Origin of the sequence: Actinophytocola sp., assembly GCF_009379765.1 — a bacterium.
Lineage (GTDB): Bacteria > Actinomycetota > Actinomycetes > Mycobacteriales > Pseudonocardiaceae > Actinophytocola.
Map to the genome: position 1 here is coordinate 1 of NZ_WHTD01000227.1, position 11,415 is coordinate 11,415.

Consider the following 11,415-nt stretch of genomic DNA (forward strand, 5'->3'; position numbering starts at 1 on the left):
CACCGGCGTGCCCGCGGCCATCAGCGCGCCGAACGTGCGCCGCCGGTCGAGCACCGAGCCCGCCGTGGCGATGGCCGCGCTCAGTCCACCCAGGACGGACGCGGTCACGAGGCCGATCACGGTGACCCGGCGCAGGTCGGCGAGCTGGGTGTCCTGCTGGCCCAGCTTCATCTCCTTGCTGACCACCTGCTCGCCGCCGGACGCGGACAGCATCGCGGTCCGTACCGCCTCCCGCGTCGCGTCGTCGGCCGCGACCGCGACGTTCATGGTCATCAGGGGCACCTCGGCGGGCCACAAGGCCGGGTCGACGATCACCACCCCGCCGGCCGCGGCGGGCACCACCGGCGCGCCGGCCGGAAGCGGCACCGTCGAGGCGATGTCCGTGCCCGAGGCGCCGAGCGAGGACACCGGAACCGACCCGTCGGTGTAGATCGCCGGGGTGTCGCGGCAGGCGATGGCGTCGGTGCCGGGCAGCACCCGCTTGGCGTCCGCGCACGGCGCGACGATCGCGGTGTAGTACCGGTCGCCGGAGCGCAGCTCGCCCTGGCCGACCGCGACGGCCCGCTCGGGCACCTCGTACCGGTCGAGCCGGGCGTCGGCCGCGGCGACCGCGTCGGCGGCGCGGGCCGGGTCGGTGGTGAAGTACAGCACCGAGTCGCGGAACTGGCTGTAGTACCCGGCCTCCGACTCCAGGCTCGGCATCAGCGTCAGCGCCATCGAGCCCGCGAACACCGCGAGCACCACGCCGGCCGACGCGCGGTACGCGGCCTTCGGGTCGTCGCGCAGCCGCCGCCCAGCCAGCAGCGCCGCGGGCCTGCGCCAGGTCCGCACGAAGATCCCGCCCAGCGCCGAGGTGACCCACGGACCGACGATCGTCGGCGACCACATGAGGATGCCGAGCGACACCAGCACCGGCAGCAGCATCCCGCTGCTGCCCGCGCCCTCCTGGGTCAGCGACAGGAAGAACAGCCCCGCCGCGGCCGGCACGAACAAGAGCCGCATGCTCGACAACGGCTTGCGGGTGTGCCCGCCGGTGGCCATCAGCGGCTGGTTCACCACCCGGCGCAGGCCCGCGACCGCGGCCGCGACCACGAGCGCCGGGATCGTCAGCGCGATCAGCACGACCGGCACGATCGGGAGCCCGAAGTCACTGGCGAACCACGTGCCACCGTCCCACGCCACGTTCGTCGCGACCGAATGCAGCAGTGGGCTCACCGCCACGCCGAGCACCGCGCCCGCGACCGCCGCGAGCCCGGTCTCCGCGGCGACCATCGCGGTCACCTGCGCCGGTGTCGCGCCGGCCAGGCGCAGCGCCGCGAGCCGCCGTTCCCGCCGCGCCGCGGTCAGCCGGGACGCCGACGCCACGAGCACGAGGCTCGGCACGAGCAGCACCACCACGCCGACGCCGGACAGCAGCGCCAGCAGCTGGTCCACCTCCGCGGTGCCGACGCCGAGGGCCGACATCTCCGTCGCGTCGGCGGGCATGGTGTCCGCGGTGTGCCCGACGAGAACGACGAGCTGCTCGGGAAAGCGCAGCGCGTCGTCGCCGAGCAGGTCCACGGACCTGGCGCCGAACCGGTCGGCGAGCCGCGCGGCCGGCCGGCTGTCGGCCAGCGCCGCGAGCTCGGGCGACACCAGCATCTCGCCGGACGCGGGCAGCCGGTCGATCCCGGGCGGCAGGTGCAGCGACTCGGGGTCGACGAGCGGCGCCACGTCGATCCGGGTGATGTGCCTGCCGTCGACCTCGTCCTCGCTGGAGCTCCAGCTGACCGCGGCCGGGCCGTCCCCGCCGGCGTGCGGTTCCTGCCACAGCGCGCGTTCGGCGCGGGCCCGGGTGGCGAACGGCAGGCTCACCAGCAGCATGACGAGACCGGTCGCGACGGCCACGCCGAGCGCGGTGAGCAGGGTGGAGACCTGCGTGCGCCGGTCGGCACGCAGCACCCGCAGGGCGAGCTGGACCGGGTTCATGCGACCGGCACCGCCCGCGCCGAGGCCTGCCGCTCGATCTGACCGTCCCGAATGGACACCGTGCGCGGGACGGCGGCGGCGAGCTCGCGGTCGTGCGTCACGATGATCACCGCGGCGCCGGTGGCGCGGGCGGCGTCGATGAGCGCGTGCACGGTCGCGTGCCCGGTCTTGGTGTCCAGCGCGCCGGTCGGCTCGTCGGCGAAGATCACCTTCGGCCGGTGCGTGATCGCCCGCGCGATCGCCACCCGCTGCGCCTCGCCGCCGGAGAGCTCGCCGGGCCTGCGGCCCTCCTTGCCGGCCAGCCCGAGCCGGCCGAGCCAGTCCCGCGCGGCGGCGATGGACTCCCGCTTGTCGCGGTCGCCGAGCAGCAGCGGCAGCGCGACGTTCTCCTCGGCGGTGAGCTCGGTGACGAGCATGCCGGACTGGAAGACGAAGCCGAACTCGGTACGCCGCAGCTCGCTGCGCCTGGTCTCGTTCAGCTGGTCGATCCGTTGCCCCGCAAGGGTGATCTGCCCCTCCTCGGCGCGCAGGATGCCGGCCAGCACGTGCAGCAGCGAGGTCTTGCCGGAGCCCGACGGGCCGACGATGGCCAGCACCTCGCCGGCATGGACGTCGATGTCGACGCCGGCGAGCGCGTGCTGCTGGCCGTACCGCTTGATCAGCCCGCGCCCCGACAGCAGCGGTGTCGTCTGGTTGTGCACCGGTTCTCCCCGTGACGTGGTCGACTGTGTCGCGGGACAGCCTGGGGGAGCGGGGCCCGCGGGCACTTCGGGCAGATGGCCATGCCCCGCCGTGCCCACATCGGCCGATCGGCCGACCCCGGACCGCCGATCGGCGCGTCGTCAGGAATGTCCGGTTCGGCGTGGTCATTTCATTTCCGGATGTTTCGACAGTTGGTTGCCGTACCCACCGCGGGCCATAGGTCCGGCCGGCTCGGCCGGACTACTCGCGAACGTGGGAGGCACGTCATGGCGCAACCGTCCGACACGGCATCACCGGCGACCCCGCCGGACGCGAGAACGCTGCGCCGGGCGATCACGGCATCGGCGATCGGCAACATGACCGAGTGGTTCGACTACGGCGTGTACGCCTACACCGCCGTCTTCATCGGAGAGGCGTTCTTCCCGAGCGAGGACAAGACGGCGTCCACGCTGGGCAGCCTGCTGGTGTTCGCGGTGGCGTTCCTCATCCGCCCGGTCGGCGGCATGATCTGGGGCCGCTGGGTGACCGGATCGGCCGTCAGCGCGGGCTCGCGACGACCATCCTGCTCCGTGGTCGGCGCCGTGGCCCTGTACGTCGTGCCGGAGACCCGCGCCTGCTCGATCCGCGGCCGGGGCATCCCCGGCATCGACACGAAACCGGCCCCGGAGCCCGAACGCGTCGGCGCGTCGGTCCGCCAGCCCGTCCCCGCGTGTCCAACGCTCGGGGTGTCGCGAATGTCGAACTCGCGGGTTCCGGACGTTGGACTCGTGGGTCCTGGGTGTTGGACTCGCGGGTTCTGAGTGTTGGACTCGCGGGTTCAGCACCGCGTCCAGGCGGGGCGCGAACGCCCTGGTCACCGCGAGCGTGCCGAAGAAGTGGGTGTTCATCTCCAGCCGGACGTCGTCCAGCGAGCCGCCGAGCGGCGTCGCTCGTGCGCCGGTCGACCGACGACCGCCCGGACTAGTCCGCGCTCTGGTCCGGTAGGGCCATCCACTCCTGCCAGGTGAGGTCGCGGCCCACGTAGCGCGGCTTCTCGAACGGCCAGACCTTGGCGATCCAGCGGGGCACCAGCAGGTCCAGCGCCGCCTCGAGGTCGGTGCCGGCCCGCGCGTCGACCACCCACCAGGAGATCTCGGCGTCCGCGCCCTGCTTCTCCGGCGGGTCGATGTAGACGCAGCCGAGCAGCTCGGTCTCGGGGAGGTCGAGCAGCGCGTAGTTGAACGACTCGTGCGCCTCGATCTCGCGCTCGTGCCGGGCGAGGTCCGCGCGGTCGGCCTCGACGGTCATCGTCTCCGGCGGCCAGCCCCAGGCCTCGCCGTAGATCGACCAGAGCCGCTCGCGAGAGCCCATGACCGCCGGGTAGTCGATCTCTGTGTCCGCCGCCCGGATCGGGCGCAGGTGGAACCCGTCCAGGATCGGGACCGTCGTCGGGTGCGCGAAGTCGTCGGGCAGCCAGGCCATGCCGGCAACCTAGTACCCCGGTGGGGTCACTGTCGCTTCGGTTTGGCGCGGACGTGCATGCGCTCGCCCTGCCTGCCGAACAGGCTGAGGATCTCCGCCGGTTCCTGGCCCGCCGCGCCGAACCAGTGTGGCAGCCGCGTGTCGAACTCGACGGCCTCGCCCGTTCTCAGCACGATGTCGTGCTCGGCGAGCACCAGGCGCAGCCGGCCGGCCAGCACGTAGATCCACTCGTAGCCCTCGTGCGTGCGCGGGTCCGGCTCGCGACTCTCCGGCGGGAGGATCATCTTGTACGCCTGCAGCCCGCCGGGCTGCCTGGTCAGCGGCACCACGGTCCGGCCGCCGACCAGGCGCGGCTCGAGCCGGACCCGGGGGTCGCCCACCTTGGGCGCGCCCACCAGCTCGTCGAGCGGCACCTGGTGCGCCGCCGAGATCGGCAGCAGCAGCTCCAGGCTGGGCTTGCGCTGGCCGGACTCCAGCCGGGACAGGGTCGACTTGGAGATCCCGGTGGCCGCCGCCAGCTCGGTGAGCGTGACGCCGCGCTGGCCCCGGATGCGCCGCAGGCGGGGGCCGACCTCGGACAGGGCGGTGGTGATCGCGTCGGTCATGTTCCCAGTATCGGCAACGAACGTTGTCGATGCAGGAACGCCCGGCGCACGCTGTCGGCTGGAGGTGATCGTCGATGTACGACGTGGTGATCGTGGGAGGCGGGCCGGCGGGGTTGTCGGCCGCGCTGGTGCTCGGGCGGGCCCGGCAGCGGGTGGCGGTGGTCGACGCGGGGGAGCCGCGCAACGCCCGCGCCGCGGAGTCGCACGGGTTCCTGACCCGGGACGGGGTGGCGCCCGCCGAGCTGCTGCGGATCGGCCGGGAGGAGGTGCGCGGCTACGGCGTCGAGCTGGTCGAGGACCGGGTGGTCGCCGCGGCACCGGGGTTCCGGGTGGCGCTGGCGAGCGGCGCGACGCTGGAGGCACGCCGGCTGCTGGTGACCACGGGTTTGCGGGACGAGCTCCCCGACATCCCCGGGATGGCGGAGCTGTGGGGCGGCGACGTGCACGTCTGCCCGTACTGCCACGGCTACGAGGTCCGCGACCGGCCACTGGGGATCGTCGCGGACGGCCCGATGGGCGTGCTGAAGGCGCTGCTGGTCCGGCAGTGGTCCGAGGACGTGGTGCTGTTCCCCGGCGACTACGTGCCGACCCCGGAGGAGGACGCGCGGCTCGCTGCCCGCTCGGTGCCGGTCGAGCCGGGCAAGATCACCCGCCTGGTGGTCGAGGACGGCGCGCTGACCGGCGTCGAGCTGGGCGACGGCCGGATGGTGCCGCGCGCCGCGGTGTTCACGAACCCGACCAACGTGGCGACCGACACCATGCTGCGGGACCTCGGCTGCGAGGTCGACGACCAGGGGATCGTCCGGGTCGACGCCGCGGGCCGCACCACCGTGCCCGGCGTGTGGGCCGCCGGCAACGTCGTGGACCCGCACGCCCAGCTGATCACCGCGGCGGGCGCGGGCTCCCGCACGGCGGGGATGCTCAACAACGAGCTGGTCCTCGGACCGCAGGGATAGCCGCCGGTTCCCGGTGCCCCGGCTCAGTACTCGTCGTGGAACCGCAGGTCCGCGCTGCCGGCCTTGGCGCGCAGCGTGGTCGCCCGGCCGGCCGGCTCCTCCCACTCCTCCTGCCGGCCCAGGGCCGTGAGGTCGAGGTAGGCGTGCGTCCCGCCGGGCTGCTCCAACCCGCGTGCCCACGTCGAGTACGTATGGAACACCCGGTCCCCGTCCCGCAGGAACGCGCTGAGGCCCGGATAGTCACCGCGCCGCGCCGGTCCCCACGGCGTGCCGGCCGCCGCCAGCTCCGCCTCCGTGCGGTAGTTCAGCAGCACCGGTGCGACCCGCTCGTCGACCGTCGCGTGGAAGTCGTAGTTGAAGTCGCTGCCCGCCGACGAGTACCACGGAAACCGCCAGCCCATCCGCTCGCGGAACGGCCCGATGAGCGACCGCGGCGCGCGGGAGACCGCGCAGAGGGTGACGTCCCGGGCGTTCAGGTGGGCGAGATGCCCGATGTTGTCCGCGGTCGCCGAGCACGACGGGCAGCCGGCGTCGCGCGGCACCTCGGTGCCGTCCGGACGAATGTCGTAGTTCCACATGAAGTGGTGCAGGATCAGCTGTCCCCGCCCCTCGAACAGGTCGAGCAGGGTCGCGGATCCGGCCGGCCCCTCGAACACGTACGGCTTCTCGACCGGCACCATCGGCAGCCTTCGACGCTCCGCGTTCAGCTCGTCGCGTGCCCGGGTCGCCGCCTTCTCCTTCGCCAGCAACGCCTTGCGCGCTCGCAGCCACTCCACACCGGTCACCACGTCGGGCAGCGCCATGACGTCTCCTTCGACTCTCGACATCGTCTCGCCGGTACCGACTAGCGGCACCGCCGAAACTCATCGGTCGGTGTGCATCCCGCCGGTCCTGGTGACCAGGCGCGAGCTCGCCCGGCTTGACGTCGCGGTTCCGGGACTCCGTGCGCAGCAGGTCGAGCGTCTGCCGCACGGTCGGCTGCGTGAGGAGGTCCCGCGCCATGGCGGCGAGCCCGTCGGGATCGGTCGGATGTGGCACTGCGCCTTGCCTCCCCTACCGACCCCCACGGACCACTGGCCTTCATGGTGCCACCGAGCAACCCCGCCGCACCCGGTCAGCGCGCCGCTACCCCTCGCGGAAGAAGTCGGCCACCACGGGGGCGGTCACGGCCGGCTCGATCGTGTGGTTCTTCCCGCCCGGTACCTCCTGGTGACGGCCCTTCGGCAGCACCTCCGCGGCCACGATCGCCGCCCGGGCCAGCGACTCCCACGTCTGCGCGCCGTAGATCGTCAACGTCGGGGTCGACAGGGTGGCCGGGGGCGTCGAGCCGGTCGTGATCGTCGAGTCGTAGACCAAGCTCTGGGCCATCGCCTCGAGTGCCGGGAAAATCGGTGCCTTGCGGATCTGCGCCACGACCTCCGGCGGGAGTCCGATCGCCTCGAGCTGGAACAGCTCCACCGCGTCGCCAGGGCGCCCGGCGTCGACCAGCGCGGCGAGCCGCGCGGGCAGGTCAGGGGCGTTGCCGTGCCCCTCGACCGGGAACGGCGGCTCGTAGCAGACCAGTCGCGGGATGGCCGACCCGCGCAGCGCCGCGTGCATCCCGAGGATCCCGCCCGAGGAGAAGCCGAACACGAACGTGCTGCCGCCGACCTCGGCGATCAGCGCGTCCAGGTCCTCGGCCTCCCGGTCGATCGACCACGGCTTGGTGTTGCCGCTGTCGCCGCGGGCCCGCCGGTCGTAGGTGACGACCGTGAAGTCGCCGGCCAGCTCCGCGGCCAGCGGCGCGAGCGTCGCCCGGTCGTTGAACGCCCCGGCGACGAGGACGATGACCGGGCCGCTGCCGGCCCGGTCATAGGCGATGGTGGTTCCGTCGGTGGAGATGAGTGTGTTCATGCCCCACCGACGAACCGTGTCGCGCCGGATCGACACCACATCCGAGCTCTCGTGTACGGGCGGAAGCCGAGCGAGGTGTACAGCGCCATCGGCACAGGGTAGGCGGCGTCGCCCCGGGCGTACACGACCGCGCGGGTGCCTCCTGCCGCGGCGAACGCGTGCAGCACGGCCACGCACGCCGCCCTGGCCAGCCCGTGGCGCAGGTGCCCGGGGTGGGTGCCGACCGGCTCGAACTCGCCCAGCCCGGCCACTGACCCGACCCGCGAGGCGAGTGCCAGCATGGCTCGCGGCTCGACCGGCCCGACGTGCTCGCGGCGGTGTGTCTCGGGGGAGGGCACCCGGGCACTCTGGCGGTGGCGTGCTGACGGGGCAACCGCGTTTCCGGGCTGCCCGCCGGCCGGTCCGGCGTCAGGCCGTGACCGCGGAGACCGCCGCGACCGCGCCGGGCACCGAGTCGTAGGTCGGGAGCTGGTCACGCAGGCCGAGCACCTCGAGCGGCCGCAGGACCGGACGGGTGTTGGCGACCAGCGCCCAGGCGAAGTTGTCCTCGGCGGCGCGCCGGTCGGTGTCGGTGAGCACCGTGAGGCCGGACGCGGCGAGGAAGTCGACCCGGCTGAGGTCGAGCACCAGGCCATTCGCGGCGTCGACGTGGTCGTCGACGCACACCTGCAGCTCCGGCGCGGTCAAGAGGTCGACGGCTCCGAAGACATGGGCCACGACGGTGTGGTCCGAGCGCAGCTCGACGTCGATGTCGAAGACCTGGACCGGCGGTGTCCGGCTGTCACCGGGGTCCCGGGGCACTGGCGCAGCGAAGTCGCTGCTGGTCCACAAGGAAGTGCTGTGCACGACGTACGCCTCTTCTCGTTGTCGACGAGCAGGTCGACGAGCAGTGGGTACGGCTGGTTGCTCAACCGCGCTCCTCCCACGGTAGGCCCGGGGGTGGCACATCACAAGCCCAGCACGACGCCCACTAACCCTGGTGGGGGACGGGCCGAGCTCCGGCCGTCGTCCACAAAGGACTATCCGGACGGCTGCCTCCTGGCACCTTGCTGCCAGGTCGCGCCGGGGCCGGCCGGTGCGCTACCGGCGCTCCTATGGTCCTATGTGGACTAATCGCTGGCCGACAACGACACGCTCGACGTGATGATCACCGAGATCGGCACGCGCGGGTCCGGGTACAGGCCGCGCTGACCGTCACCAACGACGTGGTCCGCACCCCGCACCTGCGCACCCTCACCGGGATCGAGGACGCGGGTGTGCGCCTCCGGCCGCCCGGGACTCGCGCGAGCGGATCCCGGCGACGAGGTCGCCCGAGGCGAGCGCCACCAGGGCGACCAGCGCGAGCCAGAACCCGACCCGCGAGCTGACCACGTCCTCCACGTACCCCTCGTTGGCGACGGGGTCGAGGTTCTGCGGGACGGACACCTGGAGCAGGCGTGCGTTGTCCACGATGGCCGTGACGAGGTTGGACTCGGCCACGACCTGCGTGACCACGAGCAGCACGACGGCGAGCACCGCCGCGGCCGCCGCGGCCAGCAGCCTGGTGGACGGCCGGGCGAGCAGGGCGCACGCGACGCCCACCGCGAGCACCACGAGCACGCCGATGGCGAGCCCCGGGACGCCAGGGGTCGGCATGGCGACCTGGTCACGGGCCACCATGTCGGCGACGGGTGAGTCCACCTGGTAGCTCGGGTTCGCGTCGACGGCGAGGTCGAACCCGGTGAAGCCGGCGTCGACCGAGCCGAGCTCCGGCGCGGAGCACGAGATCCCGACGAAAGGGAACAGGAAGAGCAACCCCACGAGCACGAACCCGGCTGGACTGAACAAGCGTGACACCACGCCCCGACCCCTCTCGCCGACGAAACCCACGGGATCGTAGCCGTGATCACCACGGCGCCGGGGGCGGAACGTTCCGCGGCGGGACGGCGGGTCCGGGTTACTCCGGGGCGTCGCGGAGGTGGCCGAGGTCCTCGACGGTGGGGGCGGCCAGCAGGGCGCCGGTCGCGAGGTGGTTCTGGAGTGCGCGCAGGTCCTCGGCCATGTCGGCGAGGGTCTCGCGGGGCCTCCAGTGGCCGCCGCGGCCGTCGACGAGGCTCGTGGCGTCCAGGTCGGACACGCGTTCGGCCAGCCGGCCCCACGTCGCGGCGAGCTCGGTCGTCTGCTCGACCGCGCGGTCCAGCGCCGCGCACAGCTCCGCCAGGCCGCTGCCCGGTGCGGGCGCGGTGGACGGGGCGAGGCCGGCCAGCGCGACGGCGAGCTCCGGGTGCACGTCGAGCTCGTCGCGCTGACCGGTGACGTACATGACCCGCAGCACGGTCGGGTCGGCGGCCACCACCCGCAGCCGCGCGCCGCGTTCGGCCAGCTCGGCCTTCACGTCGAGCAGGACCGAGAGCCCGGAGCAGGCCAGGAAGGTCGTCGTGGACAGGTCGCACACGAGCAGCCGGGTGGCCGGGTCGGCCGCCGCGGGGGACAGGGCCGCCGCGAGCGCGTCCCGGTTGGCCAGGTCGATCTCGCCGTCGGCGCAGACCACGACCACGCCGGGCGCCGGCGGGTAGCTGCGGAGCGCGAGCCGCGTGTCGGGGGACGTGAGCCAATGGCGTCTGGCCCGGGAACGCGGGCGGGAGAGGGAAAGAGGTTCAGCCATGCGGGCCTCCGGGCAACGGTCGAGGCACCACGGCTGACTGCGTAACCGTGAGGTCGCGACAACAGTAGTCTTCGTCGCCGGTGGACGGAAGACAAGCGTCGGCGCCGGTCGGGAAATCAGCGTGACCCCCGGTGGTTGTGCCGGTGCGGGTCCGGCAGCAGACTCACGGGATGGCCGAAGGCATCCGCACCCTCGCGCGCGAGCTCGCCGAGGTCACCCGCCTGGTCGAGGCCGATGACTTCGGCAGCACGCTCGACCGGTTCGCCGCCCGGATCGTGCGTACGATCCCCGGCTGCGACGCGGCCACGATCACGGTCCGCTCGGCGACCGCGGTCGAGACCGTGGCCGGCGGGAAGGACCTGGGCTTCGACCCGCTCACCCCGGGCCCGGTCGTCGAGGCGGTGACCTTCGCCGAGCCCCGCAGGCTCGAAGACGTGACCACCGACCAGCGCTGGCCGGCGTTCGGCGGCCACCTCATCAACGGCGGTTTCCGCGGCTGCCTCGCGCTGCCGCTGGTCACCCACGGCAGCGACACCGCGGTGCTGACCCTGTTCTCGCGCGAGACCGGCCAGTTCGACGAGCTCGCCTACGACGTGGTCCTGCTGCTGACCCTCAACGCGGGCGTGGCGTTCGACAACGCGTCGCTGTACCACGACAGCCACGAGCTGGTGGCCCAGCTGCGGACGGCGCTGCAGACCCGGTCCGTGGTGGGGCGCGCGCAGGGCCTGCTGATGCGCCACTTCGACTGCGACTCGGAGCAGGCGTTCACGGCACTGAAACGCGCGTCGCAGAACAGCAACACGAAGCTGCGCGACTTGGCGCCGCTGGTGGTCGAGGCCCACGAGAGCGGCGACTTCGACGCGGAGCTGGCGAAACTGGCCCTGAACCCGGTGGGCGAGCCCCGGTCTTAGGCCATGTCTCGTCGATCTTGGATCGTGGTATTCGCGCCCAGCTGTCCCCTGGCCGCGTTGTCGGAAGGCCCGAATACAACCCGGTATGAGCGGCCTTCCGCCGCCTTGCCAGGAGCCATCTGGATCACGAATCCCATCGACCACGACCCACGAGACACGACCTAGGCGGCCTTCTGGTCCCGGTTGGTCAGCCGGGACTCGATCTCCGCGGCGGCTCGGTCCGGGGCACCCGCGGCGCGGACCAGCGCGCGCACCCGGCGGGCCGCCGCGCGGGC

Annotated in this window: 13 protein-coding genes; 3 read left to right on the forward strand and 10 right to left on the reverse strand. The window is 73.1% G+C overall.

The annotated features are described in order from the left end of the window. A partial coding sequence (locus tag GEV28_RS39620; RefSeq protein ID WP_291419073.1) for an FtsX-like permease family protein occupies nt 1-1,968 on the reverse strand: 1,968 nt, incomplete at its 3' end. After that, nucleotides 1,965-2,669 carry an ABC transporter ATP-binding protein gene (locus GEV28_RS39625; protein WP_291419075.1) on the reverse strand — a complete coding sequence of 235 codons (705 nt, stop codon included), beginning with the start codon at nt 2,667-2,669 and terminating at the stop codon, nt 1,965-1,967. The genes GEV28_RS39625 and GEV28_RS39620, both read right to left, overlap by 4 nt. Nucleotides 2,670-2,936: 267 nt before the next feature. On the opposite strand from GEV28_RS39625, the gene GEV28_RS39630 reads away from it, so the two are divergent. Next, nucleotides 2,937-3,470: a hypothetical protein gene (locus GEV28_RS39630; protein WP_291419077.1), complete on the forward strand. Its 534-nt coding sequence runs from the start codon at nt 2,937-2,939 to the stop codon at nt 3,468-3,470. Nucleotides 3,471-3,630: 160 nt separating this feature from the next. Here GEV28_RS39630 and GEV28_RS39635 read toward each other — a convergent pair whose 3' ends face one another. Then, entirely contained in the window at nt 3,631-4,131 is a 501-nt protein-coding gene (locus GEV28_RS39635) for a GNAT family N-acetyltransferase (RefSeq protein ID WP_291419079.1), read from the reverse strand. Between the two features lie 26 nt (nt 4,132-4,157). Next, a complete protein-coding gene (locus GEV28_RS39640) occupies nt 4,158-4,736 on the reverse strand; it encodes a helix-turn-helix domain-containing protein (RefSeq protein WP_291419081.1) in 579 nt (192 codons plus the stop codon). A gap of 74 nt (nt 4,737-4,810) precedes the next feature. Between GEV28_RS39640 and GEV28_RS39645 the strand changes: the two genes are divergently transcribed. After that, nucleotides 4,811-5,692, forward strand: a complete 882-nt coding sequence (locus tag GEV28_RS39645; protein ID WP_291419083.1) for an NAD(P)/FAD-dependent oxidoreductase — start codon at nt 4,811-4,813, stop codon at nt 5,690-5,692. A 23-nt stretch (nt 5,693-5,715) separates the two neighbouring features. On the opposite strand, the gene GEV28_RS39650 is transcribed toward GEV28_RS39645, so the two are convergent. From GEV28_RS39650 to GEV28_RS39675, 6 genes are all read right to left on the reverse strand, one after another. Further along, on the reverse strand, nt 5,716-6,495 hold the full coding sequence (locus GEV28_RS39650) for a DUF899 domain-containing protein (protein ID WP_291419085.1): 780 nt from the start codon (nt 6,493-6,495) through the stop codon (nt 5,716-5,718). Nucleotides 6,496-6,817: 322 nt separating this feature from the next. Then, a complete protein-coding gene (locus GEV28_RS39655; RefSeq protein ID WP_291419087.1) occupies nt 6,818-7,585 on the reverse strand; it encodes an alpha/beta hydrolase in 768 nt (255 codons plus the stop codon). Continuing rightward, nucleotides 7,582-7,923 (reverse strand): hypothetical protein, encoded by a 342-nt coding sequence (locus GEV28_RS39660; RefSeq protein WP_291419089.1) that lies wholly within the window; start codon nt 7,921-7,923, stop codon nt 7,582-7,584. The genes GEV28_RS39655 and GEV28_RS39660 overlap by 4 nt, the downstream gene beginning before the upstream one ends. Before the next feature lie 70 nt (nt 7,924-7,993). Continuing rightward, nucleotides 7,994-8,386, reverse strand: a complete 393-nt coding sequence (locus GEV28_RS39665) for an STAS domain-containing protein (protein WP_291419091.1) — start codon at nt 8,384-8,386, stop codon at nt 7,994-7,996. Nucleotides 8,387-8,818: 432 nt separating this feature from the next. Next, complete coding sequence (locus GEV28_RS39670) at nt 8,819-9,412, reverse strand: hypothetical protein (protein WP_291419093.1); 594 nt, start codon at nt 9,410-9,412, stop codon at nt 8,819-8,821. A 109-nt stretch (nt 9,413-9,521) separates the two neighbouring features. Beyond that, the gene (locus GEV28_RS39675; RefSeq protein WP_291419095.1) at nt 9,522-10,229 is read right to left on the reverse strand and encodes an anti-sigma factor antagonist; all 708 of its coding nucleotides are present in this window, start codon (nt 10,227-10,229) and stop codon (nt 9,522-9,524) included. A 170-nt stretch (nt 10,230-10,399) separates the two neighbouring features. On the opposite strand from GEV28_RS39675, the gene GEV28_RS39680 reads away from it, so the two are divergent. Further along, nucleotides 10,400-11,140, forward strand: coding sequence for a GAF and ANTAR domain-containing protein (locus GEV28_RS39680; RefSeq protein WP_291419097.1), 741 nt, complete (start codon nt 10,400-10,402; stop codon nt 11,138-11,140). The last annotated feature ends 275 nt before the right edge of the window (nt 11,141-11,415 follow it).